Source organism: Nostoc sp., assembly GCF_054880495.1.
Genome location: NZ_JBTYKD010000248.1, coordinates 1 through 22,345 on the forward strand (window position 1 = coordinate 1; position 22,345 = coordinate 22,345).

25 protein-coding genes are annotated in these 22,345 nt (G+C 40.7%); 16 read left to right on the forward strand and 9 right to left on the reverse strand.

Annotated elements, in window-relative coordinates:
- Positions 1 to 125: tyrosine-type recombinase/integrase (locus ACYTXL_RS23210; RefSeq protein ID WP_461926805.1), on the reverse strand; the 125-nt coding region annotated here is incomplete at its 3' end.
- On the opposite strand from ACYTXL_RS23210, the gene ACYTXL_RS23215 reads away from it, so the two are divergent.
- Positions 116 to 541 carry a zinc ribbon domain-containing protein gene (locus ACYTXL_RS23215; protein ID WP_461926782.1) on the forward strand — a complete coding sequence of 142 codons (426 nt, stop codon included), beginning with the start codon at positions 116 to 118 and terminating at the stop codon, positions 539 to 541. The genes ACYTXL_RS23210 and ACYTXL_RS23215 overlap by 10 nt on opposite strands.
- Positions 542 to 661: 120 nt before the next feature.
- Here ACYTXL_RS23215 and ACYTXL_RS23220 read toward each other — a convergent pair whose 3' ends face one another.
- The 4 genes from ACYTXL_RS23220 to ACYTXL_RS23235 form a co-directional block, all read right to left on the reverse strand.
- A complete protein-coding gene (locus tag ACYTXL_RS23220) occupies positions 662 to 5,542 on the reverse strand; it encodes a WD40 domain-containing protein (protein ID WP_461926783.1) in 4,881 nt (1,626 codons plus the stop codon).
- Complete coding sequence (locus ACYTXL_RS23225) at positions 5,539 to 6,834, reverse strand: P-loop NTPase fold protein (protein ID WP_461926784.1); 1,296 nt, start codon at positions 6,832 to 6,834, stop codon at positions 5,539 to 5,541. The genes ACYTXL_RS23220 and ACYTXL_RS23225 overlap by 4 nt, the downstream gene beginning before the upstream one ends.
- A 453-nt stretch (positions 6,835 to 7,287) precedes the next feature.
- Positions 7,288 to 7,464, reverse strand: coding sequence for a hypothetical protein (locus ACYTXL_RS23230; RefSeq protein WP_461926785.1), 177 nt, complete (start codon positions 7,462 to 7,464; stop codon positions 7,288 to 7,290).
- A gap of 377 nt (positions 7,465 to 7,841) precedes the next feature.
- Positions 7,842 to 8,114 (reverse strand): hypothetical protein, encoded by a 273-nt coding sequence (locus tag ACYTXL_RS23235; RefSeq protein ID WP_461926786.1) that lies wholly within the window; start codon positions 8,112 to 8,114, stop codon positions 7,842 to 7,844.
- A 141-nt stretch (positions 8,115 to 8,255) separates the two neighbouring features.
- Between ACYTXL_RS23235 and ACYTXL_RS23240 the strand changes: the two genes are divergently transcribed.
- The 6 genes from ACYTXL_RS23240 (at position 8,256) to ACYTXL_RS23265 (ending at position 11,919) form a co-directional block, all read left to right on the forward strand.
- Positions 8,256 to 8,414 carry a hypothetical protein gene (locus ACYTXL_RS23240; RefSeq protein ID WP_461926787.1) on the forward strand — a complete coding sequence of 53 codons (159 nt, stop codon included), beginning with the start codon at positions 8,256 to 8,258 and terminating at the stop codon, positions 8,412 to 8,414.
- 256 nt (positions 8,415 to 8,670) lie between these two features.
- Entirely contained in the window at positions 8,671 to 8,982 is a 312-nt protein-coding gene (locus ACYTXL_RS23245) for a zinc ribbon domain-containing protein (protein ID WP_461926788.1), read from the forward strand.
- 42 nt (positions 8,983 to 9,024) lie between these two features.
- Positions 9,025 to 10,014 carry a Vgb family protein gene (locus ACYTXL_RS23250; protein ID WP_461926789.1) on the forward strand — a complete coding sequence of 330 codons (990 nt, stop codon included), beginning with the start codon at positions 9,025 to 9,027 and terminating at the stop codon, positions 10,012 to 10,014.
- A 473-nt stretch (positions 10,015 to 10,487) separates the two neighbouring features.
- Positions 10,488 to 10,628, forward strand: a complete 141-nt coding sequence (locus ACYTXL_RS23255; RefSeq protein ID WP_461926790.1) for a hypothetical protein — start codon at positions 10,488 to 10,490, stop codon at positions 10,626 to 10,628.
- A gap of 279 nt (positions 10,629 to 10,907) precedes the next feature.
- Positions 10,908 to 11,771, forward strand: a complete 864-nt coding sequence (locus ACYTXL_RS23260; protein ID WP_461926791.1) for a class I SAM-dependent methyltransferase — start codon at positions 10,908 to 10,910, stop codon at positions 11,769 to 11,771.
- A 16-nt stretch (positions 11,772 to 11,787) separates the two neighbouring features.
- Positions 11,788 to 11,919, forward strand: coding sequence for a hypothetical protein (locus ACYTXL_RS23265; protein ID WP_461926792.1), 132 nt, complete (start codon positions 11,788 to 11,790; stop codon positions 11,917 to 11,919).
- A gap of 312 nt (positions 11,920 to 12,231) precedes the next feature.
- Here the strand turns inward: ACYTXL_RS23265 and ACYTXL_RS23270 are convergent, their stop codons facing one another.
- Positions 12,232 to 14,754: a hypothetical protein gene (locus ACYTXL_RS23270; protein WP_461926793.1), complete on the reverse strand. Its 2,523-nt coding sequence runs from the start codon at positions 14,752 to 14,754 to the stop codon at positions 12,232 to 12,234.
- Between the two features lie 194 nt (positions 14,755 to 14,948).
- Between ACYTXL_RS23270 and ACYTXL_RS23275 the strand changes: the two genes are divergently transcribed.
- The 5 genes from ACYTXL_RS23275 to ACYTXL_RS23295 all read left to right on the forward strand — a co-directional run bounded on the left by ACYTXL_RS23275 (position 14,949) and on the right by ACYTXL_RS23295 (position 17,608).
- A complete protein-coding gene (locus tag ACYTXL_RS23275; RefSeq protein ID WP_461926794.1) occupies positions 14,949 to 15,332 on the forward strand; it encodes a hypothetical protein in 384 nt (127 codons plus the stop codon).
- Positions 15,333 to 15,594: 262 nt separating this feature from the next.
- Positions 15,595 to 15,792, forward strand: a complete 198-nt coding sequence (locus tag ACYTXL_RS23280) for a hypothetical protein (protein WP_461926795.1) — start codon at positions 15,595 to 15,597, stop codon at positions 15,790 to 15,792.
- 328 nt (positions 15,793 to 16,120) lie between these two features.
- Positions 16,121 to 16,348, forward strand: a complete 228-nt coding sequence (locus ACYTXL_RS23285; RefSeq protein ID WP_461926796.1) for a hypothetical protein — start codon at positions 16,121 to 16,123, stop codon at positions 16,346 to 16,348.
- Between the two features lie 95 nt (positions 16,349 to 16,443).
- Positions 16,444 to 16,596 carry a hypothetical protein gene (locus ACYTXL_RS23290; RefSeq protein WP_461926797.1) on the forward strand — a complete coding sequence of 51 codons (153 nt, stop codon included), beginning with the start codon at positions 16,444 to 16,446 and terminating at the stop codon, positions 16,594 to 16,596.
- 181 nt (positions 16,597 to 16,777) lie between these two features.
- The gene (locus tag ACYTXL_RS23295) at positions 16,778 to 17,608 is read left to right on the forward strand and encodes a HEAT repeat domain-containing protein (RefSeq protein ID WP_461926798.1); all 831 of its coding nucleotides are present in this window, start codon (positions 16,778 to 16,780) and stop codon (positions 17,606 to 17,608) included.
- Here the strand turns inward: ACYTXL_RS23295 and ACYTXL_RS23300 are convergent.
- Both ACYTXL_RS23300 and ACYTXL_RS23305 read right to left on the reverse strand, forming a co-directional pair.
- Positions 17,576 to 17,767, reverse strand: a complete 192-nt coding sequence (locus ACYTXL_RS23300) for a pirin family protein (protein ID WP_461926799.1) — start codon at positions 17,765 to 17,767, stop codon at positions 17,576 to 17,578. The two genes, ACYTXL_RS23295 and ACYTXL_RS23300, sit on opposite strands and share 33 nt — an antisense overlap.
- On the reverse strand, positions 17,712 to 17,921 hold the full coding sequence (locus ACYTXL_RS23305) for a hypothetical protein (RefSeq protein ID WP_461926806.1): 210 nt from the start codon (positions 17,919 to 17,921) through the stop codon (positions 17,712 to 17,714). The genes ACYTXL_RS23300 and ACYTXL_RS23305 overlap by 56 nt, the downstream gene beginning before the upstream one ends.
- Positions 17,922 to 18,127: 206 nt before the next feature.
- Here ACYTXL_RS23305 and ACYTXL_RS23310 point away from each other — a divergent pair, with 206 nt between their 5' ends.
- The gene (locus tag ACYTXL_RS23310) at positions 18,128 to 18,814 is read left to right on the forward strand and encodes an HAD family hydrolase (protein ID WP_461926800.1); all 687 of its coding nucleotides are present in this window, start codon (positions 18,128 to 18,130) and stop codon (positions 18,812 to 18,814) included.
- A gap of 127 nt (positions 18,815 to 18,941) precedes the next feature.
- On the opposite strand, the gene ACYTXL_RS23315 is transcribed toward ACYTXL_RS23310, so the two are convergent.
- Positions 18,942 to 19,907, reverse strand: a complete 966-nt coding sequence (locus ACYTXL_RS23315; protein WP_461926801.1) for an aldo/keto reductase — start codon at positions 19,905 to 19,907, stop codon at positions 18,942 to 18,944.
- A 522-nt stretch (positions 19,908 to 20,429) separates the two neighbouring features.
- Here ACYTXL_RS23315 and ACYTXL_RS23320 point away from each other — a divergent pair.
- The 3 genes from ACYTXL_RS23320 to ACYTXL_RS23330 all read left to right on the forward strand — a co-directional run bounded on the left by ACYTXL_RS23320 (position 20,430) and on the right by ACYTXL_RS23330 (position 21,634).
- Positions 20,430 to 20,939, forward strand: a complete 510-nt coding sequence (locus ACYTXL_RS23320; RefSeq protein WP_461926802.1) for a GNAT family N-acetyltransferase — start codon at positions 20,430 to 20,432, stop codon at positions 20,937 to 20,939.
- Positions 20,940 to 21,098: 159 nt separating this feature from the next.
- Positions 21,099 to 21,302: a hypothetical protein gene (locus ACYTXL_RS23325; RefSeq protein WP_461926803.1), complete on the forward strand. Its 204-nt coding sequence runs from the start codon at positions 21,099 to 21,101 to the stop codon at positions 21,300 to 21,302.
- 17 nt (positions 21,303 to 21,319) lie between these two features.
- Positions 21,320 to 21,634 (forward strand): nuclease A inhibitor family protein, encoded by a 315-nt coding sequence (locus tag ACYTXL_RS23330; RefSeq protein ID WP_461926804.1) that lies wholly within the window; start codon positions 21,320 to 21,322, stop codon positions 21,632 to 21,634.
- Positions 21,635 to 22,345: the final 711 nt, after the last annotated feature.

Genomic DNA, 22,345 nt, shown 5'->3' on the forward strand with positions numbered 1-22,345 from the left:
TGTTTGTTTCCTTTTCCCAATACCTGAAATTTTTGATTTTTGATATCTAGGTCTGATAAATTCAGGGCTAAAAGCTCTCCAATTCTGCATCCTGTGCGATGCAATAAATGAATTATTGCAGACATCCGCAGGTCATCTTTGGTTACTTTGTAGAGTATATTTAGCTGTTCGGATGTTAGGTATTTTATTGTATCGTCACTTTTATGTTCGCCAGATTGAACGGGGACTGACGATGAAACTCAGTCATAAAACTCTTAGTGGTCTTGCCTTGGCTTTGTCCGTGCCGGTTGAGTATTTGCAGGCTGTTGTTAGGGGGGAAGAGGTTGTAGCAATGCCAGCGATTAAGTTTTGCCCCCAATGTTGGAATCCTGGGGGTGCTGCTGACCCGATGTGGGGAAATGTTAGGGCTAAGTTTTGTTATCTGTGCGGTACGCAGTTGCGGGCTAGTTGTCGGAATTGTGGTGAGATGGTGGTGTCGTTGAGGTATAAATTTTGTCCACTATGTGGAAAGCCTTATAAAGATGAAAGTCAAAATCGCTAAAGCCTATATACAACAAGGCTTTCCAAACCATCTTGCAGGTTTTTACACGTATCTCGGCTCAATACCTTATAAATTGTGTTTCCGACCCCGATTTTCAGGAATACTTTAAAGTACTATTGCTTATTGACTGGATGGCTTTTGCTTAATATCGTCACAGAGATGGCGATCGCTCTGACTCACTTTCGGGTTATTCTTCAGATAATCATGTAACCAATCACAACCACGTCCCAGTAAGCTATCTAGATTATTGAGATGATTTAGCTTATCCAAATTCCAGAGAATTATAGCCCCATCAGCACTGCCCAAGGCCAGAGTCTTGCCATCGGCTGAGAAAGTCGCGCTTAATAAGTAATCGTTATGCCCAGTCAAAGTAGTGATTAAATTACCATCGCGTGTCCAGAGTTTTACAGTCTTGTCATCACTAGCTGTGGCAATCATCTTACCGTCGGGTGAAAAAGTCACGCTATTAACCTCATCAGTATGCCCTTCCAGCTTTTTGTACCAGCGAAACTTGCCCTTATCGTCCTGCTTCCAAAGTATCACCGTCTTATCATTACTGCTCGTGGCAATCATGTCATCACTAGGTGAGAAGCTAACGCTCAAAACCCAACTTTTATGCCCGTTTTTCCCTGCGAGAGTTTCATATCTATAAAACTCTCCTTTATTGCCCTGCTTCCAAAGTATTACCGTGTTGTCATCACTAGCTGAAGCAAGCATCTGACTATCTGGCGACCAAGCTACAGCCCTTACCCAGTCATCATGCTTGTTGAGAATCTGATGCTTGATGCTATCTGGCCGCAATATAATTACTTTGTTATCCATGCTACCCAAAGCGATGAACTGACCGTTGGGTGAAAAATTCAAGCCTAATATATTATCGCTGTTCTTAAACAGGGTTCTGAGGAATTTACCGTCACGCTTCCAAAGTTTCACTTTCTGATCATCACTAACGGTGACAATTGTCTGATCATGAGGTGAGAAACTAACGTTATCGCTATGCCCGTCCAGAGTTTTGTCCAAAGTGCCATCGCGCTTCCAGAGTTTCACTGTCTTGTCACGGCTGGCTGAGGCAATTATTTTGTCATCAGGTGAGAAATGTACCTGATTAACTCTATCACGATGAGCGTTTAAGATACTTACCACACCACTACCAAACTGAATCTTCATCATGCTGTCAACGCTAGCAGAAGCAGGAATTTTAGCGTTGCGTGAGCAGCTGATACTACCAACTTGCCAAAGTTTCATTGTACTGTCAGCACTGGCAGAAACTAGAGTCTTACAGTCACGTGAGAATCTGACAGCATAAATCCCATTGGTATGTCCTAATAAAGTTGTGAGTAAAGTACCATCAGGCTTCCAAAGCTTTACAGTCTTGTCGTCACTAGCTGTGGCAATCATCTTACCGTCGGGTGAGAAAGCCACGCTATTGATTCCATCTTTATGTGCTTTAAAATCTGTTAATAAAGTGCCGTGTCGGTTCCAGATTTTTACTCTGTTGTCGTCACTAGTACTAGCAGCACCACCAGCAGCAGCAGTAATTGTCTGGCTATCGTTTGACCAAGCTAGATCCCAAACAAAGTCCTGATTGCGTTCGGTAGTGTCAAGAAGCTTACCATTGGATGTCCAGAGTTTCACAGTTTTGTCCCGACCACCAGTAGCAATCATCTTACCGTCTGGTGAGAAAGCGACACTATTAACTCCATCTTTATGCGCTTTTAGGGTTTTTAACAAAGTGCCATCTCGCTTCCAAAGTTTGAGTGTGCCGTCCCGACTTCCTGTGGCAATTGTCTGGCCATCATGCGAGAAATCGATACTATAAACTCCCTTGCTGTGTGTGTTGATTTCTCTTATTGGAGTGCCGTCCCGCTTCCAAAATTTGATGATGCCCTGGAAATCACCTGAGACAATTGTCTGATCGTCAGGTGAAAAACTCACACTGAGGACTTTATCTTTATGTCCCTTGAGCGTATTTTGCTCCCTACCATCTAGATTCCAGAGTTTTATAGTATGGTCATAACTAGCTGAGGCCATCAACTTTCCATCATGTGAGAAAGTCACACTCCAGATCAGATCCCGGTGTCCTTCTAAGCGATTGCGCTCTACTATCCAGTTAACTGACTGTTGTAGTGCCCCTAGAACTTGGGTGCCAAGTTGACTATCGCTTCGTGCAAAAGGCAATTTTTTCAGTAATATTCCAGCATGGATGCCTTCTTTGAGGGCATCAAATGTCTGGTGTGAGGTAAAAAGTGCTTCGGAAGTTTTACTAATGGCTATTATTTGGTTTTTTTCTGATTGGAACCAAAATATCACTGATACGGCTGCCAAGAAGGTCATGATAGCACCTACCGCGATCGCCGAGTTTCGTTGTCGTTTTAAAAAAATATTTAGTTTTTCTTCAGCCTGTTGTCGTTTTTGTTTCTCCTTTTTCCGTTCTTCTAATTCTCTTGCTTCTTGTGATTGCCGGATAAAAGATACTAGATAGTCATGAACCAGTTGATATAGGTTAGCAGGGTCTTCAGGAATATTTAACACCAGTCCAGAACCCACTAAAATCTCTAAGACTAGATTTAGTTGTTCTTTTTCTAAAACAATATCTGCTGTTTTTAAATCTTCCGCTAAATTATCGGCAGTTTTTAAGGGACGAGTGCCTTTGTCATCTGTTAGTAAATATAAAACTACTCTGGCACAGAGTTCATTTTCATCACCACAGTCTTTAATAACTTCTTCTAAAAATCGCTCGACCAGTTTTTCTTTTGTTCCCGACTGATGATATTGATCTAGAGTTGTAATTTTATCTGTTTGGAGTTGCGATCCGACGATTTGTAACTCAATAGGGCGTACTTCGCCAAGTTCGTCTGCTAAATCTTCTACCAATTGATCAATCAACGCAGGCTCTAAGTAAAAATTGGTTTTCTCGGTCAGACTTTGCACAACAGCCTTAGCATCTACTGAAGAGAAATTTCCCAAATAATAGCGAATATTCTTATCTAAAATATTGTTATTAATTGCTGTAAAATTAAACAGGCGATCGCACTCCAATAAATAATGCAAATAATCTTCTCTCAAACAGAGAATAACCTTCACAAAAGGAATATCTAGGCAAAGGCGCAAGAACTTATAAAATGGCTGCCTTTTACTTTTATCTGGATAAACAAAGAAAAATTCTTCAAACTGGTCGAAAATTAAAACTGTTAATAGATTACGTTCGACATTTTTTCGCAAATTTTCACAGATGAATTCTATCGAATTACTATATGTATCATTATCTGCGAAACACTTTGCCAATATACCCGTCCAATCTGTATAAACTCGCATGACAATAGGCAATACATCACGAGCATCAATTGGTTGAAGTTGCAGCGTAGGTACTAATCCTCCATTCAAAATTGAACTTTTACCTGTTCCTGACTGACCATGAAATACAGTCAGCTTATGGTCATTACGACTCATTCTTTTCATCAGTCGGTTGACATCTTGCTGCCGACTGGAAACAGCAATTTCTTGAGCAACTTTTACGAGCTTTTCTAATTGCACTATTGCTGGGTTAATTACCTCATACTGAGGAATTAAATAAGCTGCTCCAATGAAAGCACGAAAACCATATTGATGTTCAATTTTAATTTTCTCTTGTTTAATCTGAAAAGCTGCAAGATATTGACATTGTTGATAATAAATATCTTGCAAATTCTTCAATATCTGAATGTAAAGCTCTGGATCGTATTGAGGTTTAGTTTCTCTTCTTGCAGCTTCTAAGGTAGCTAAAGCATCTTGCAGTTTATTAAGCTGCTGTCGCGCTCTGGCTAGTGCGAATAAATACCAACCTTGATGATAATAACGTACCAATTCTAAATTAGTGTTGGGTTGGGCCGATTGGTTCTTAGCTACAATAGAAAGCGCTTTTTCTGCGGCTTGTTTGGCTTTATTCCAAGCAGACTTAGCAAGTGCTACTTCAGCAATAAATCCATAAGCTCTTGCTTCTCTGAACCAATCAGGATAAGTTTGATATAGAGTTAAAGCTTTTTGAGCAACTTTTTCTAATTCATCCCACTGCTGGAGCGTTTGCAGTACTTCTCCCAAAGAGTTGATAAACTTTGCTACTAAGTCGGGACGATGTGCCCGTTCAAAGACTTCTAGACATTTATGATAATAATCTTTAGCGCGTAAGCAAGCGGCTTCTTGTTCTGCTAAATGCTGGATGGCGTAGGTACGCCACCATAACCCTAAGTTGTACAGTACGCATCCTTCCTGCTCTAGGTTAAAACTCTGCTGCGAAAGTGCTAGACTGCGTTCATAATGCTGTCGTGACTGTTCCATCGAAACCGCATCTCGACCCAGGACAAATTCTAAACTGGCTTCTAGTTCTGCGTCTAACTTCACACCCCGTTTTTGGAGTTCAGCTTGTGCTAATTCAAGTTCTACACGGTGCGGCGAACCGATTCCCAGATTGAGTGCAGAATTATCGAGAAATTTCCCTGCACCAGCATCTAAAACTTTGACAAAAACTTCCTCAGATGTTTGCTTGACGAATTGAACTAAATTAGTGGTAGCGATCGCAAAATGAATTATTGTTGCCCAATTCTCGAAATCTGTCGCTAATCTGATCAGCTTTTGTAAAACTTCGTCATTAACCAATAACAGCACAGGGAACGGGAAATTTTTTCTAAATTCCTCCCGTACTTGGTTAGTTGAAGTTAGAATTGTATCAATATCTTTAACAGATTCCAAACCAAAAACCATTAATGCTGGTGGCTGTTCATCTCCCAGTTTTTCACCTATAGACGTGTAAAGAGTTTTGACTGACACAGGTAAGGTGATTTCACGGATTTTAACAGGAGATAGTTGATGTAAGCGTTGTACTATATCTTGACGGAAAACTGCATAGTTACATCGCACCAAAATCAGCGAAAATTCTCCTTGAGAAAGGGTAATTGCTCGCACCAGAGTTTGCAATAAACGTTCATTTTCAGCAGCTAAATTTTCTGTCTCGTGCTGATTACTCATAACCCGAATTCCCTAGCTTCTGCCAAAATCGGATTGATATCAAACCAAGAACCATTTTCATCGCGGTATTCAAATACAAACATACTGCGAAGCAAAAGTTCGTATTTTTCATGACCTCTCAAGCTTTTCTGCTGCGCCACTTCACGCAGTACTTCCCATTCATCAGCAGTAATTGCTAAAGTTAGCTCATTGCAGCGTTGTTTAATCACCCTATTTACACACTCTTGCGACAGGGGTGGGTCTTCTTGCTGAAGACAGCGAAATAATAACATCAGCAAATTTCGCAAATGACCACCGCTAACTAAACACAGCCTTTCTAAAGTATCAGGACTATCAAAAACTTCGGTAATCAAATGCTGGCTTTGTTCCCAACTCACACCAGGAAAAGCCCTGGCCATAATCATTTGTTGTAGTAGTGTAATTCCCTGTGAAAATTCCGAACCATTTAGCCGTACAGGAACCATCGGTAAAACTTTAGGGTCTACTCCAAAGCGATTTATTAACCTGCCTAAAGCATTGGAAAAAATCAACACTAGGGGAATGGTATAAACAACGTGACAATTTAGCTGGTTTAACTGTTCACCGCGTTCCACAAAAAGATATTCTGGTTGGTAATAACCAGAAGCCTTAAAAGAATTATCAACTCGGTCGAGATTATCGACAATTACCACCAATCCTTTTTTACCTTGCTGCTTAAGTTTTTCTCTAGCAGGCTTGAGCAATTCTTTGTTAATTGATTCTAAAATGCCATTGGTGCGCGGTTCTAAATGTTGTCGCAGTTGGCCACGAAGTTTGGGACTATCTTTAGTTTTGGCAGTAATTTTGGCAATACCTACAGATAACTCTCCCCCAAGTTCTAGTGGCGTTTGCAAAAATTCAGTAAGTTCAGTAAACAGAGTTTGAAAGTATTTAGGTTTGAGATTAATTTTTATTGCTTCCAGACTTTGACTCACTTCACGAGCAACTGCCAATAATATATCTGTAACATCAATATCAGCCATATCCAGGCTTTGACTGGACTCAAAATAAACCACATGAAATCCCTGCTGTTCTAACTCTGCTTTTAGCCGCAGTAACTCAGTGGATTTGCCACAACCGATATGTCCTGTAAATAATTGACAAGTAGCCTGTTCCGGTGCAAGGCGGGTGATAGTTCGCCCTAATTCCTCAATAATCTTGGCACCACGCACTTTGGAGAAATCAATATAATACTGTTTCTCCTCCGGTTTGCTTACAACCAGAGTCTTGCTGGGGTTGCACGCTTGAAAAAACCTGAGTAAATCTAGTTTCATCACAAATCACCCGAAATCAGCTTGACACTCTTGCCCATCTCAGTGATTATACAGACGATCAAGCTACTATTTCGGAAAAAACTTCTTCAGATTGACTAATTATTTATGTCTGTCTGATCAATATTTTTCATCTCCTTAGCTTTCCCTAATTCTCCAGCCAATACCGCGCAAAAGTGTTGCTCATCATTGGCTGCTAAAAGCCTAGAAAATAAGGCTTTTTAGCTAAGTAATCAGATTTTTTCTTAATTGCTTTCTTACTTGGGGTACAGCCGGGATACGTGCAAAATGGGACACGATGCAAAGTTTTGTTAACATCCTTGCAATCATGCAGACTTTATGGTTCTGATTTCAGCAAAACTCACTCGCTTGATGCAGAGTATGTCATATACTCTGTATTAAATTAACTATTTAAATTATTTACTGTTTTAATAAAGCTTTTGTAATACCTATATTTTATATATCATTTATCAAATTGTGTAAAGCCATTTTCGCTACTGACTCTGCTCTAGAACTAGTTACTTTCTGATAGCGTAAAGTCGTTTGGATATTCTGGTGTCCCATCAATGCCCGTAACTCTTCAATCCACATTAGTCCCACCCGTTCAGTTGCTCCCGGTATGTCGGAGGTCATGCAGTCGAATGCCTTTCAATTCATGGCTTTGCCCAATCGCTTCTTTCCAATTTGCATTCACAGCTCGGTAACTAAGGGGCGTTATCACTTTAGTTGTCGGGTGTTGGGCTGTGAATAATGCTCTTGAATCTGCATGGCGATAATATTTAATATACTTATTTAAAGCAATCTCTGCATCTTCACTATAAAAACACCAACGTTGTTCGTGGTACACCGATAGGAGCGTCCGATTCCCTCAAGTTCTGCCCTCACTGCTGGCAACCTGGTACTCCGCCAGAGGAAATTTGGTTATTAGTGCGATCGCACTCAATCACCAAAAACCCCACAGCTAGAGACGTGCTACGGGGTGAAAATTGGGGTTGTGAGGGAATAACACGTTAATCTAGGTCAATCGTCGGTACTCGCGTTTGGACAGAGGGTTTTCCTGAGTTATCTGCAATGGTAATGGCGGTAGGCCTCGGATATGGTGTGATTTTCGCATGATATCCATGAGGGGCTGTCCAGTTTGCTTTCGTTATTACTTTGGATTTGCATACAGGTTTAGCCGATATTTTTGTGCCGCCTAAAATTTGATGTTCTTCATGTGATGACAAATCTTTTAGTAATGCTGATAAACTATTGTCGGTGTATACATATGTACTTATATTCATGTTTATTATATGAGAAAAACTATTTGATAATAACATTTGGCAGCACTTGTATAAATTTTATTTTTAGGGTTTTATGGTTGTTATTTGGGGATGAGATATAGGGCAATGGGATAAAATCATCTTTCTCAACCACCTTCAGCGATGGCTACGCCCGCCGCAGGTCTTACCCTGAGCCTGCGCCTTCGCGCAGCGTCTAGTAGAGAAGAAGGGCATCGCACTCACCCACCAAAGCAAAACCCCACAGCTAGAGACGCGCTACGGGGTGAGAATTGGGATAACGGGGGAATAAGTCTGTTGTGATGGGTGATCTCCAAGAACCGTAAGATGCTACCTCTGATTGAATCACACGCTATAAACTCCCTAATTTCAATAATTAATATCATTATCGAACTTCTCATTCCCCATTATTTGACTTAAATAAAAATTCAGTAGACGATATTAGCCATTTTTCAGCCGACCTAACAAAATCGCATTGCTCCTATGTTATAAGTATTACTATCAAGCTACTAACTATGTCACAAAAGCTAATCAAAGCAACCTTGCGGGAGCGAGAGCGATGATGACCTGGGCGTTCTATCAGTTTTCTCAAACCCTTGAACATTTGTGTAACCGCTACCGTTCCAAATTGGTAAGAATAACTGAAGAATATACATCAAAGACTTGTACTAAATGCGGTCACGTTCATAGAAAACTTGGTAGTTCTAAGAACTTTGTTTGCCCTGACTGTGGTTATAAAATACCACGAGATTTTAATGGAGCCGTGGGGATTTTCCTTAAGGCAATGTGGGATACCACCTTCACCGATTCAGTTGGTGATGTTGTACTGGATATTCACGATATCTCAAATGTCGGAGAATGTCTCGGTTAAAAGTATCAGGTAATTAATGATCCTAAACATTGGAGTTTTCACATGATTTGCCATTTTTGTAAGTTCAGCCTTGCACTCACAGCCTTTAGTATATTTGGCATAGCCGCTTCACCAGCTCAAGCAGAAAATTTGTTAGTTGGTAGTACTAATAACAACGCTATTGACTTATACAATGGAAACAATGGTGCTTTCATCGAAACCTTTGTCACCCCTGGCAGTGGCGGATTATCTATCCCAACAGGTTTCACTATCGGACCGAATGGCAATCTTTATGTCAATAGTTTGGGGACAAGTAGTGTAATTGAATATAGTGGTCAGACTGGGCAGTTTTTACGAGACTTCGTAACACCAAGCAGTGGTGGTTTAGTTGACCCGCTAGGCTTGTCTTTCGGACCAGACGGCAATCTCTACGTTGCCAGTGGAGGTTCTAACCAAATCCTGCGCTACGACGGTAGTACAGGAGCGTTTATTGACTCCTTTGCAAAAGGCGGTAAACTCAGTGGACCATACGATCCAATTTTCGGTTCTAATGGCAACCTCTACGTCAGTAGTGCTGATAATAATGAAATCCTGCGCTACGACGGTAGTACAGGAGCATTTATTAGCACCCTAGCTAATAACGGACAACTCAATATGCCTGCTGGTATGTTTTTTGGAACAGATGGTAATCTCTACGTTAGTAACTTTGGTGCTAATGACATCTTAAGTTACAATCCTAATACTGGAGTAGGTAGCGTTTTTGTCAATCAAGGTAATGGTGGGCTAAATGGACCAGTCAACCCAGTCTTTGGTCCAGATGGAAACCTCTATATTGGTAGTCAAGCTAACAACAACGTATTACAATACAACGGACAAACAGGAACTTTTATTAATACCTTCGTACCAGCAGGCAGTGGTGGGTTAGATGGAACAGGCTATGTCGCTTTTGCCAATATTACCCCAGTACCCGAACCATCTTTGACATTAGGTATATTAGCGTTTGGATCTGTTTTAGGTGCGAGTTTGACGCTTAAACGATTCGTGAAAAGTTAAGGAAAAACAGGGGTAACGGTCGTTTTTGTCTTTTGTGCCAACGTAGTTGCAACTGTGGTAGTAAATCCGGAAATACATGCTCAAAAAGTTCTGCCGGAAAGCTGAGAAACCTTTGTGACAATGCTTGTTGCGATACTTTTACTGCTCTTCCTCAAAGCAACTCCTGCTGCTCTAACATCCGAGTCAACTCTTGTACGGATGGTATTTGCCGCTAAATGAGTGTTAACACAGCAGCAACCATTATGGGAGTTAACTTTCCCAGTAGATTATCCCCTGCATACTACCAACCTAAAAATGAGGGGAAATTAACGCCAGCTAAACTATCAGTGGGTGGAGATTTTTATTTTAGAAATTCTGATGCATGTAGGTAGCAAGTATCTAGCACCAGGCATTACCCTTGAAGCCGAAGTGTACGATAATACAATTGGTTATGTTTGGTTTTCACCAAGGGAAGTGCGAATTTGTTTTTATAGATGAACTGGAATTTATTTAAGATTTGCTCGATACTACTTACACCAGACATAGATTTTCTGGAGCGATCGCCTTCGCTTTCTATCATTTTATCGCTTGAGTTTTCTTATGAACTACCGCGATCGCTATCTTTTCCTCTATAGTAGACGCACTGTTAGGTCGCTTAAATACAAGCTCATATAATTCAAGCGAGGAAAGTATAAAGGCGAGTGAATTTTGTCAATACCTCCAGGTATAGAAAGAAAACTTCTCATGATTAATAAGTTTTCGAGGAATATTTATTTATACTCATGAAAAATAATAAATGCCTCCAACTGGGGGTTATTTTTTGCCAGTAATTTGAGAAAGTTAACAGATGCGATATACCCTATTTTCAGGGGCTATTAACCCTTATGCTGAAGTGGAAAGTAAAAACAACAGCTATGAAATTTGCACAAAATCCCACCCCCCGCCTTGGCTTACTGAAAGCCCTGACTTTAGCAATCCTTGTATTGGCATCCGTCATGCCCCCAACTGTTCTAGCCAACGAGAGCGAAAAAGCGACATTCAACAGCACAACCACGCTCCAAACCATACTCACCAGCAGTCATCGCTCCGTTGCAAATCGTAACCGAGACAAGTACCGCCACCCAGCCCAGACTTTGCAATTCTTCGGTCTGCGCCCAAATATGACCGTAGTTGAATTGTGGCCAGGGAGCGGCTGGTATACCGAGATATTAGCCCCATTTCTAGCGTCCAAGGGACAACTCATAGTTACTAACTTTGCTCCTAGCACGAGTAAACCCGCTTTGGCTTTCCAAGAGAAACTAGCAGCTAATCCAGAGGTTTTTGGTAAGGTCAAAGTCGCTCAAATCAATCCCCCAAATGAACTTACCCTAGCCCCAGACAATTCTGTAGACCTAGTTGTTACCTTCCGCAATATTCACAACTGGGTCAAAGCTGGCTATGACGAGCAGGTTTATGCAGCAGCTTACAAAGCACTCAAGCCAGGGGGCATTTTGGGAGTGGAAGAACACCGTGCCAAAGTGGGCACTTCTTTAGCTGAGAGTATTAAAACTGGCTATATGTCTGAAGACGGGGTAATTGCTGCTGTAGAGAAAGCAGGCTTCAAATTGGTGGGCAAATCAGAGATTAACTCCAACCCAAAAGATACCAAGGACTATCAAGGTGGAGTTTGGACTCTACCTCCAACCTTGAGCCAAGGTCAAAAGGACAGGCAACGCTTTCTTTTGATTGGAGAGAGCGATCGCATGACCCTTAAGTTCATCAAACCCAAAGCCCCCTAATTAGATATAGGGTGCGATGGCGTACCCGCCCGCCGCAGGCATCGCATCCCAAGCACTACCAATTCTGCTAAAATCGGCTCTGCACGTCAATTTTGAGGCAGTGCTATGTCTGCTACGCTCCGCCGTTGGCGATCGCTCCCATTCTTGAGATTCAAGCGAGGAAAGTTGAATTATTGAGTTTTCCTCTCAGAAATTTTGTGGTATTAATTTACACGAATCACACTCATCTTCTAAGATGACGAGGGAAGCATTATTTTATCCCCAGCTTCAAACCCGACGATGAAGCGATCGCTTGCATTGGAAAGTGTGCGATGGCGTACCCGCCCGCCTTCGGCCTCGCTCTTTGTCCTCGCTCTTCATCCTTGACAGGAATTATGCAAAACTTTTTCGTTTTGCTCCCGAAGTAGGACGTATTGTTGGAGTGGCAGTTAGCTTACTTAGAAGATGTTAATAACATAGCTTAATTAACTTGACAAAGCCAAGATTCGTTTTCAATCCGCTCGGCGATAGGATGTTTTGTCCTTGCTTCTGGCTTAGTATCAAGATGCCATCCTTGCCAAATATCTGCCGCAAGTTTAGAAAACTCATCTCGCACTTGAAACCAAGTAGGATTATCTTCTCTACTCCATAAGCTACATAGTAAATCTAAGACTTTCTCGGACGTGGAGTTATTCATTTTATTTAGTTCACTTTTGTTTGATTCAATTAACTTATATTCTCCTTGAAAGACATCGCTAAGTCCTTTTCTGGTACTAAAATTACCAAGCTTTTTGGAACATCGGGAAATATTGAATAGTGCATCACACATCCGACGGTTTAAGCCTAAGTATACAGACCCCTTTAATGCTTTTAAAAAACAGTCCAAAGCCTCGATAGGATTATTTTGAATCAAAAGCTGATATTCTCCCTGAAGCAAATTAATTTCTGAAAGAACTGCTTGGCGAAAATTCTCACTGTGACCAGTTGTTAAATCATCATTAGCAAATTTCTCAGCAAAATGTAATGCCTGTTTTGACAACTTATCATCTCCAAGTCTTACCCAAACTCGTCCTGCCAAAGCTAGCCATCGAGTCATCCGTTGAGTTAAACCAATACGTAATGCATAGTGGGCTGCTTTCAGAAAATACTCTGCGGCTTTTTCTAGAATATTTCGGTCGTCGCACAAGTAAAGCTCTATTCGCGCGATATTTCCATAAATTTCAGACAAGGCTTTATAAACATCCAAACCAGCATCTTTATAACAAGATCCAGGTTTAATTGCACCTCTAATTTTACTATCCCACTCTTCCAATCCCAGCCATTTACTCCTCTTGCTGGATTCAAATAAATTTGACTCATGTCCGCAGGAAAGCTCATATAAATAGATATCTGACTGAATTAGAGCCTGGATAGGAATAACCTCTTCTTTTACTTGCTGGTCTTCTTCAAGGATTTCTTGAATTTCTTGAATAAGTAGTTGTGCATTACTGATATTACCTTGAAAATTTGATTGTCTTAACTCCAATCGTTTCGAGAGTAAATAGCATCGGTAGAAGTTGAGTCGATACGAATAATAAATCTTTTCTTTGGGAATTTTTTTCAATTCATCTCTAGCTGTGTTAGCAATACTCGCAATCTCAGCAGATTGGCACTCTTTATCAAGGAATTGAAAATTCTGAAAAGCCCTCCTTGCTATAGTTACTCGTTTCCTTAAATCAGAGAGAGCTTTAAATGCTGAACTATAGATTTCCAAGTTGAGTTCGTGATTCCAGTCCCGATCTCCTAACCATTGTCTTGCAGCACAGACAATCGCTTGCAGCATAGTGATCATTGAATCCCGGTCAACCCAAATTCCTTGATACTGTTGCTTATTTCCTAGAGTTACTGTTGTTTCAACTAAAGAGTCAATACTGCTGTCTAGGGTTTTTGTTAATAGAGTGATATTAGCTACTTCCTCACTAAAGCCCATGTGCAGGCTACAAGCGCCGATAGCATTCTCCATTATTGTGTTGCTAGAGGTATACATCCATTCGAGAAGCTCACTAGAACTGCCATCATGAAAACTACAAGTTACTACCGCCATAATCACTGGACTGAGCGAATCGAGCGACTGTGCTTCTAATTGCGTTGTTAAGTATGCACCCGGAGTATTTAGCTCGCGCTCTGCTTGATGAGCAATCTGTACGAACTTATGGTATACATCGCTATATTTTTCGTCCTGATTAATATACTTGGATAAAGTTCGGAATTCCAACTTTTGAACTCTAATACGAAGATTAGCTACATCTCTAGGCATTTGCTCCTTAATGACAATACTAAGGAAAAGCGCGATCGCCTCTTGCTTGGTGAACTTTATCTTACCTCCAGCTTTAAGTGTTTCCCAGATTCGTCGCAGCTTCTCAATCACCTCCAGTTTCAGTTTTAAGCCCAAGGTTGGGTGAGGTTCCCGTAGCTTTTCAATCAAAAGCCCTAAAGAGTCATTCTGCTGATTTTCAGAATCCTCTGAAAAAAACTTGTTACTTGAAATAGCTATCTTGTTACTGGCGATCGCTAAAAACTCTTGAGTTGTAGGATGTAAATCTTCAAAATTCAAAAACTCCAGCAATGCAACTACTTGAGCAACTTGAAAAAACCTTTCTTGGGTCACTCTGATAGTACTAGTGTTCTCTGGCAAAAAGCCAGCAGACTCCAGTAGTTCGTCAGCTCCAATCTCTCCTAGTAACTCTCGCAATTCATCAGGATTAGATTCAATTTTTTCTTCTTCCTCTATTTTTGATTTCCTTTTGGATGCTCTACGTTTGTGAAGATTCTCACACAGTTTGATCAAGCTTTGACGGTCAACCGGCAACCGTTGCTTCTTATCCTTATTCAAAAAATTAATCACAACTGGTCGGCTAACACCCATCCCTTCCGATAGTTCTACCTGCGTTGCTCCCATTTTGTCTAAGAAGAAGTGGAGCATTTCCCGTAGTTCTTCTTGATCTCCAGTGCTTTCTTTATTCATCGCTTTTATTCTACGCATAGTTTTAATGTAAATGATATTTACATTAAAGCCTCATCATTGTTAATTTTTTGTAGTTTCTTATACAAAATTTTGGAGGAAAATTTACGATTCTGTAGCTTATGCTACAGATGTTGTTTTAGAAAAATGGTTGTATAAATTACACGTATATTGGATTTACAGTGTATGGCTAATTTATGCCTCCCAAAGCAGTAGAGCGAATCCTCGACTACTCCGAAAAAAAGATAGCTAAATTTCAGCAATCTAACAACACTGGACTTATGGAAATCCGGTGCTACCCTAATCAAGATCAGTACAAAGTTGAGTGCTGGTGTGGAGATTTCCAAAATTTTCTGATTGCGCCAAAAGACCTAGCTGTCTGGCAAACAACTCCGCTGTCTAGACAGCGGGAAAACCTAGAAACTGTGGAACAGGTTCTGGCAAAACTCGATAGCGCATTGTTTGAGACTTTTTGTCTACAGCAAGGTTATGCGACTATTGTGATACGACATCGTGGACACGACAGTCGATACGGATTCGAGTTTTCGCCATCGATAATCCACGGAATTAATCGTTGTTAATCTTAGAGGTGATGACAGCACAGCTCCACCTCATGATTTTTTGAGATGAATTGCGCCTAGTGTGAGGGTGATTTAACACAACCGAATACATCTTGACTAACAGATCATCGATGGAAAAAACCACGACGGATGTTGATGAAGCTTGAGCTTCACACATCCGTTTTTGTGTTTTTGGCAAGTAACAGCACAAATTAATTAATCACTGGGAAGGCAAAAAATGATAAACAACCACAACTTTAGGTATCTTACCTATTTAGCTTTAATGACTAGTTTTTTAGCCATACTATTCAAGTTTGATGGCACTGTGACTGTACAAATTACACCTTTACGCTTACTAGTGCAAGTGAGCAATCATTTTACTGGGTGTCCAATTGACCAGCAACTGCCAGAGATCCAGCCTAAGCTTATTGTGCAGGAAATAGCTTTATACAGGATTTCACAAGTTAGTAACGAATTATAAGTCTTTTGAGTGCTAATCACTGGGCTTTATAAACGCTACGGATTTATGAAATGCTGTGGGCAAAAATAAGCGTTCTACTGCTACCAGGGGCAAAGTTAAACACTTATCTAGTAAGCATTTTAGCCCGCTATTTGTTAGATTAGTTAACAATTAAATAGCAATTAATACTGGTGCTAAAAAGCTTTTATTTATAGACAGAATTTCTCAAATTACTTTGCCCTTGATATCAGCTTCGTAAGTTCTACCTCTTGTTCAAAGTCTGCAATTGATTTTTTGTCAACTTAAGACAAATATAAATTACCTACAGTCCATATTGGAGTTGATAGCTATGACCCCAAATCAGTATAGTCTTCTATTCAAATTGACTGCTAATTTCCTCAAATATTTCCTGTTAGCAATATTTGGGTTTGCGATCGCCTACATTCTATCAATGAGTTTTGAAGCTTTCAATATTGTCGCAGTGCTGCTGTTCTTTGCAGGAAAATTATTTTGTAAGCTAGGAATTATTCTATTGTGTTTGATGACAACAACAATTATCTTAGAATCCTTGCGTTAAATATGACTCGAAGAATAATTTTGCACAAAAACTGCTGCTCTACCATGTAACTTCAAGTAAAAGATTGTCGAACCTAGAGCCTGACTAGCTTATAGTTGAAAGCCAGCTTTGCGATCGCACCTGGAGAAAATGAAAGCTATGAACTGTGCGATCGCTCATTTGCCCCCACCCAATTCTTAGAGGAAAAAAGAGCGATGACCGAGCGCTATGAGTTGCCTGCTGAGTTCTACAGCGTTGGGTCAACTTAGGCGATTTATGACTGTTCTGTTCTTTTGATATGTCATTTAAATTGCAATTCAGAGAGTTGTTATGCCAAATTGCCAAAACCTTTGAATATGACTTTTGAGGTGCGCCATTCAAGTAAAGAACTTCACTTCACTATGGTACTAATACACTATTAATTTTAATCTCCTACACGGATTGCTATATATGAATCTAAGTGATAGCCATTTGGAAAATTTAAAAAATGATCCAAGAAGTACAACAAAAATAATTCAACTTGCTTCTGATGAAGAAGACGAAGATTCTTATTGGGATCTGGTATGGATTTTACGCGCACGTGGTAGCGATGAAGAATTTGCAGCAGCATCAAGGTTATGCCAAAGTCAAAGCCCAAAAGAAAGAAGTTTAGGAGTGGATATATTAGCAATACTAGGAATACCGCAAAGGAGTTGGAAGCAACAGTGTGGAGATATTCTGTTAAAACTCTTATCAAGTGAAGAAAACAGTAATGTTCTTACTTCAATTGGGTTTGCCTTCGGGCATTTAAATGATTCGAGAGGTGTTTTACCATTAATCAAACTTAAAAATCATCTAGATACTGATGTTCGTTTAGGTGTGGTTTTTGGTTTGGCTGGTCAAGAAGACGAATTAGCAATTAAAGCATTAATTGATTTATCTGCCGACGAAGATGAAGATATTAGAAATTGGGCAACTTTTAATTTAGGTTCGCAGATAAAGACCGATACGCAAGCAATTCGAGATGCTTTATTTCAACGCCTAATTTTAGAAACAGGAGAAGATGATACTATTGCTGAAATTCGTGGAGAAGCATTGCTGGGTTTAGCGATTAGAAAAGATGAGCGGGTAATTAATGCGCTCATCGCCGAACTTGAAAGCGGGTGCGTGGGTAGATTATCTGTTGAAGCTGCCAAAGAAATAGGAGATACAAGACTTTATCTAGCTTTGATTGATTTACAAAAGTGGTGGGATGTGGATGTTAAGTTATTACAAGAGGCGATATCTAGCTGTAAACCATAAAAATTCACCAGTACAATCCCCTTTCCCGCCGTCATCCAGCTCACAGCAAGAAAGTTGAATTTCCTGCACAGTGCCTAAACTATCGCGGTGCATCAAAGCACCATCAAATAGGTAAGTTACAGTGGCGAGATTGATATGAGGATGTGTGTGGTCGGACATCGATACCTTTGTTGGGTGGCAAAACAGACGGGCCAAGATGATCAAAGAAGATAAACGGCCCAACCATTTGGCGATGAGAATATGGCAAACTGCGGCGAGCAACAAACCCACCCAAATCTTTAACTAATGGTTCAATCAGTTGAAGTATTGCCATGAGTGATGGGGTGATTGGTGGATGCTGGAATCATCACCCGATTTACTCATTTTTGGGAATATGTCTTTCGATATACTTATTTTCTAACTCCTAAATAAATGAGCGAACCGGGAGTGATTATGCCAATGGAAATAACAATCTAGGTAGAGGTAATGGCAACAAGTTTTTATTAGTGTAGAGGCACTAAAGTAACCTAGAGATTTTCAATGGCATATCAAGGCGTAATTTTGGATGTAGATGGGACGCTGGTTCTGAGCAATGATGCCCATGCTCAAGCTTGGGTAGAAGCATTCGCAGAATTTGGCTACAAAGTAAAGTTTGAGCAAGTCAGACCACTGATTGGTATGGGAGGCGACCAAATTATTCCTCAGTTTGTGCCAGAGCTTTCGGATGAACAAGGGCAAGGCAAGGAAATAGCTGATAAACGCAAAGAACTAATTATTAATAAGTTTGCGGCAAATCTGGCTCCTGCCAATGGTACGCGGCAACTAATATTGAAGATGCTATCTGTTGGGTTACGTCTGGTCATTGCCAGTTCAGCAACGAGTCAAGAACTGTCAGTCTTATTAAAAGCCGCACAGGTTAATGACTTACTCAGTCAAGATGAAGCAGTAACATCTAGCGATGTCGAAGCTTCAAAACCTGACCCAGATATTGTTGAAGCTGCTTTAAGTAGGCTGAATATGGAACCAGGCGAGGTTGTGATGCTAGGTGATACTCCCTACGATATTGAGTCTGCCAATAAAGCTGGGGTTGATGTGATTGCGCTTCGTTGCGGTGGCTTTGATGATAGTGAATTAAAGAATGCGATCGCCATTTACAACGAGCCGGCTGACTTGTTGACAGACTATGATAGTTCACCTCTAGCAACCAAAGCCATGATAGGGACATAATCTTTAAAAAGGCGATCGCCTTCATCCAAGAGCCAAGCATCGGAATGTGCCGCCTTTGTTCAAACAGGAAAGCTCTTTGGGGGATGGGGGGAATAACTGTTGACTATTGACTGACAAAGTAGCCGTACTAGCTGTTTGAGGAACTGGCTTGATTGAGAAAGTCAATAGCATCTTGGTCGAGATGAAGATTGACAGCTTTGATAATATCGTTGAGTTGCTCAATCTTTGTTGCACTAACAATAGGAGCGGTAATGGTAGGATTAGCAATGAGCCACGCCAGAGAAACTTGGGTGGGAGTAGAATTATAAGTCTTTGCCAGCCGATCAATTGCCTCTAAAATTCGCAAACCACGAGGGTTTAAATATCTTTTTACAGAACTACCACGCAGACTAATAGACAAATCTTTTTCTTTTCGATATTTACCAGAGAGAAAGCCACTGCACAGAGAGGAATAGCTAATCACACCAATTTCTTGTTCTTGGGAAATTTGTTGTAAATCCTGCTCATAACTATCTCGGTCATACAAGTTATAACGGGGCTGAAGGCTTTCGTAGCGAGGATAGCCATATTGACGGCTAATTTCTAATGCCTGTAATAGACGCTCTGCACTATAATTTGAAGCACCAATCGCACGTACTTTTCCCTGACGAATCAACTCTGCGTAGGTTTCAAGAGTTTCTTCAAGTGGAGTAGTTTCATCGTCGATATGCGATTGATATAGATCAATATAATCAGTTTTTAACCTTTGCAATGAGTCTTCAACAGCTTGTTGAATGTGTTGACGAGAAAGCCCTTTGCCTTTAACGCCCATATCGTTACCAACCTTAGTTGCAATTACCACTTGGTCACGATTTTTACGCTGTTTGAGCCATTTTCCTAAAATTGTCTCGGACTCTCCACCAATATTTCCTCTCACCCAGGTGGAATAAACATCAGCTGTGTCAATAAAATTACCTCCAGCCGCTATAAAGTGATCTAAAATCTCAAATGAAGTATTTTCATCAATTGTCCAGCCAAACACGTTCCCACCAAAAGATAGTGGTGATACTTCTAGTTTTGAACGTCCAAGTTTACGTCTTTGTGTAATGACCATAAGTTTTCTCTGGTGATACTTCTAAAATTAATTGTGCCAACTATGGCTTTATAAAAAATACAGTATCCTCTTAAAACTACGATAAGAATATCGACCAACTGTAATTTAATAGACACACCCAGGCTATCATGGAAAATCATCCAAAATCAAGTCTTTTTATCGTTCTATTACTTCTTTTGTCTTGACTTCCGAGAGAGGATCTCAAGCGGTTATGCTTACCGACGATACAAACAAAGCTGTTGCATAGTCTTACCAACTCTACCAATTTTTGAGAGCAGCGATAAAAGCGGGCTACGATCGCCCTATTCTTAGAGGAAAAGTTAAGGATGCGACAATTAACTTACAGCAGTTTTCATGTATTTGAACCACATCTGTCGTAGGGGCACAGCAATGCTGTGCCCCTACCGCGTGGTCTATTTACCTGAAAATAGCTGTAACATTCGGTTCCTGTTGCTGTTTAACAATCCCAAATCTTGATTTTCAGGAGATGCAAAACACCTAACCCTCATTCATATATAATTTATGATTGAAATCAAACCTATATCAAAACAAACTCTGACAGCAGCTATTGATTTGGGAGACAAAGTATTTCAGTATCAGAGGTGGAGGGAAAAGGCAAGCTTGGTTTTTCAATTGAGTTTGATGCATGGTTATTTCCCAAAGTTATTATTGGGATTGCTAGGCATCAGTTGGTGTCGTTATTGGGTAGCAATTAATTCACTCTCAGAGGTTTTAGGCATTACAGGACTATATACTCTGCGGGGAAAATCAGAAACTTACTGGCTAGGTTGGACTTGCGTAAACAGTAAAGCTAGAGGGCAGGGAATTGGCGCTAGATTAGTCGATTTTGCTATTAGTCAAGCCAAGAATTCAGGGGCTAATTATCTCAAACTTTATACTTCAGACCTGACGCATAATGCAATCGCGCGTCAGTTATACGAACGGCGAAGATTTGAACTAGTTCAGCAAGTTCTACAAAAGCATAAACAAACGACTTTTAATATTTTGTATTACCAACTCCCATTAAAATAGCTGGCATTGCTCCCATAGAGGGATGAATCGAGGTCGTCTACTGAGCATACCTGCAATTAGTAAACGATAGTTATTGGGAAAAAGAGCGTAGGCGCAGCCCGTCGTAGACATCGCCCCTACCCAATTCTTAGAGGAAACAAGAGCGATCGCCTACGGCGGATGAGTACACCACCGCACATTTACTATGTGTTTTCTAGTACATTACTAGCCAGTTGTGGCGTCCCTTGCGCGTCTCCAAGAGTTGCGATGACCTACGCCGGAGCTAGCCATAGTTTAGACCGGGGCGGGGCGCACCTGTGCAATTTACTAGCAATTGGGCGTTTGCCTTGGCGCGATCGGGTACCACTAGCACACCATAGATGAAAATATCGCTTTTTTTAATGACTAATACCAATTCAGAAATTATCGCTCAGTTAAAACAAGCATCTGAAGGTTTGTTATTTATGAGCGAATCCGAGTATCCATTTGTTGTGTTTCTTTGGTCAGGTATCGCACCTGTAACACCAGAAAAAGTTGTGCAACAGACAGATAATTACCCAGATACACCTATCAAAGTAATAGCAGTTGATGATTTCTTTAGGGTGGCGACAAAAGAAGAAGATTGGCATAGCCCAGAAGAGCAAGAAACTGACCATAAGGTAATTATCAGGCGTAAGCTTTGTTGGAGTTGCACTGCTGGGATTTCCCAGGAGTAAATGCACGCTTATTGATGGGGAAAGTTCGGTGTTAGGTGGCACTTGGGATTGTGCTGGCGAACACCCGACCATAAGTGCCAGCAAAGCTGCTACACCCCAAAAAAGACTCCTGACCATAAATTCCTGTACCCTTAGAGATTTATTTGACTTCAGCTAATTGATTGTATTTCCAGAGTTCCACTTAGTTTTGCTTTTAGTGGTGAGGGTGACTAACTCCATCGATCGCACTTTTCTTCGGTTACACAGCCATGAATAGCTATAACCCTTATGCAATAGGGTTATTGGACTGCTTTAGTCCTCAAAAGAACAAACGCGATCGCGCTTTTCTTGATCTACACAACCACGAATAGCTGCAACCCTTGCACAGTAGGTTTATTGGACTGCTTCAGCCCTGATTAGTGGTTGTTTCCTTGGGCTACACAGCCGAAAATATCTGCAACCCTTGCACAGTAGGGTTATTGAGTCGTTTTCTCCGTAAGTGATAGCTGCTTTACTTTTGTGCAGATTTTCGCCAATGCCTGATACCCGTTAAGGCTTACCCAGCAATAGTTAGAGCTTGCATTAGATATGCAGATTTTCCTATAAAAGAATGCAAGAACAACTGCACAGGATGAATGTAAGCAACTCTTTCTCTGAAGCCACTGAGCTTTAGCCCAGATCGAGCATACCAAACAAGGACATTTGTCCTTGCAACTGGCAGGTCATCCCCGG

What these genes read in the sequence shown, in the direction of transcription:
- ACYTXL_RS23220 (WP_461926783.1), bottom strand. Translation starts at nt 5,542, where the DNA reads ATGAGTAATCAGCACGAGACAGAAAATTTAGCTGCTGAAAATGAACGT.
- ACYTXL_RS23225 (WP_461926784.1), bottom strand. Translation starts at nt 6,834, where the DNA reads ATGAAACTAGATTTACTCAGGTTTTTTCAAGCGTGCAACCCCAGCAAG.
- ACYTXL_RS23230 (WP_461926785.1), bottom strand. Translation starts at nt 7,464, where the DNA reads ATGACCTCCGACATACCGGGAGCAACTGAACGGGTGGGACTAATGTGG.
- ACYTXL_RS23235 (WP_461926786.1), bottom strand. Translation starts at nt 8,114, where the DNA reads ATGAATATAAGTACATATGTATACACCGACAATAGTTTATCAGCATTA.
- ACYTXL_RS23240 (WP_461926787.1), top strand. Translation starts at nt 8,256, where the DNA reads ATGGCTACGCCCGCCGCAGGTCTTACCCTGAGCCTGCGCCTTCGCGCA.
- ACYTXL_RS23245 (WP_461926788.1), top strand. Translation starts at nt 8,671, where the DNA reads ATGATGACCTGGGCGTTCTATCAGTTTTCTCAAACCCTTGAACATTTG.
- ACYTXL_RS23250 (WP_461926789.1), top strand. Translation starts at nt 9,025, where the DNA reads ATGATTTGCCATTTTTGTAAGTTCAGCCTTGCACTCACAGCCTTTAGT.
- ACYTXL_RS23255 (WP_461926790.1), top strand. Translation starts at nt 10,488, where the DNA reads ATGAACTGGAATTTATTTAAGATTTGCTCGATACTACTTACACCAGAC.
- ACYTXL_RS23260 (WP_461926791.1), top strand. Translation starts at nt 10,908, where the DNA reads ATGAAATTTGCACAAAATCCCACCCCCCGCCTTGGCTTACTGAAAGCC.
- ACYTXL_RS23265 (WP_461926792.1), top strand. Translation starts at nt 11,788, where the DNA reads ATGGCGTACCCGCCCGCCGCAGGCATCGCATCCCAAGCACTACCAATT.
- ACYTXL_RS23270 (WP_461926793.1), bottom strand. Translation starts at nt 14,754, where the DNA reads ATGAATAAAGAAAGCACTGGAGATCAAGAAGAACTACGGGAAATGCTC.
- ACYTXL_RS23275 (WP_461926794.1), top strand. Translation starts at nt 14,949, where the DNA reads ATGCCTCCCAAAGCAGTAGAGCGAATCCTCGACTACTCCGAAAAAAAG.
- ACYTXL_RS23280 (WP_461926795.1), top strand. Translation starts at nt 15,595, where the DNA reads ATGACTAGTTTTTTAGCCATACTATTCAAGTTTGATGGCACTGTGACT.
- ACYTXL_RS23285 (WP_461926796.1), top strand. Translation starts at nt 16,121, where the DNA reads ATGACCCCAAATCAGTATAGTCTTCTATTCAAATTGACTGCTAATTTC.
- ACYTXL_RS23295 (WP_461926798.1), top strand. Translation starts at nt 16,778, where the DNA reads ATGAATCTAAGTGATAGCCATTTGGAAAATTTAAAAAATGATCCAAGA.
- ACYTXL_RS23300 (WP_461926799.1), bottom strand. Translation starts at nt 17,767, where the DNA reads ATGTCCGACCACACACATCCTCATATCAATCTCGCCACTGTAACTTAC.
- ACYTXL_RS23305 (WP_461926806.1), bottom strand. Translation starts at nt 17,921, where the DNA reads ATGGCAATACTTCAACTGATTGAACCATTAGTTAAAGATTTGGGTGGG.
- ACYTXL_RS23310 (WP_461926800.1), top strand. Translation starts at nt 18,128, where the DNA reads ATGGCATATCAAGGCGTAATTTTGGATGTAGATGGGACGCTGGTTCTG.
- ACYTXL_RS23315 (WP_461926801.1), bottom strand. Translation starts at nt 19,907, where the DNA reads ATGGTCATTACACAAAGACGTAAACTTGGACGTTCAAAACTAGAAGTA.
- ACYTXL_RS23320 (WP_461926802.1), top strand. Translation starts at nt 20,430, where the DNA reads ATGATTGAAATCAAACCTATATCAAAACAAACTCTGACAGCAGCTATT.
- ACYTXL_RS23325 (WP_461926803.1), top strand. Translation starts at nt 21,099, where the DNA reads ATGAGTACACCACCGCACATTTACTATGTGTTTTCTAGTACATTACTA.
- ACYTXL_RS23330 (WP_461926804.1), top strand. Translation starts at nt 21,320, where the DNA reads ATGACTAATACCAATTCAGAAATTATCGCTCAGTTAAAACAAGCATCT.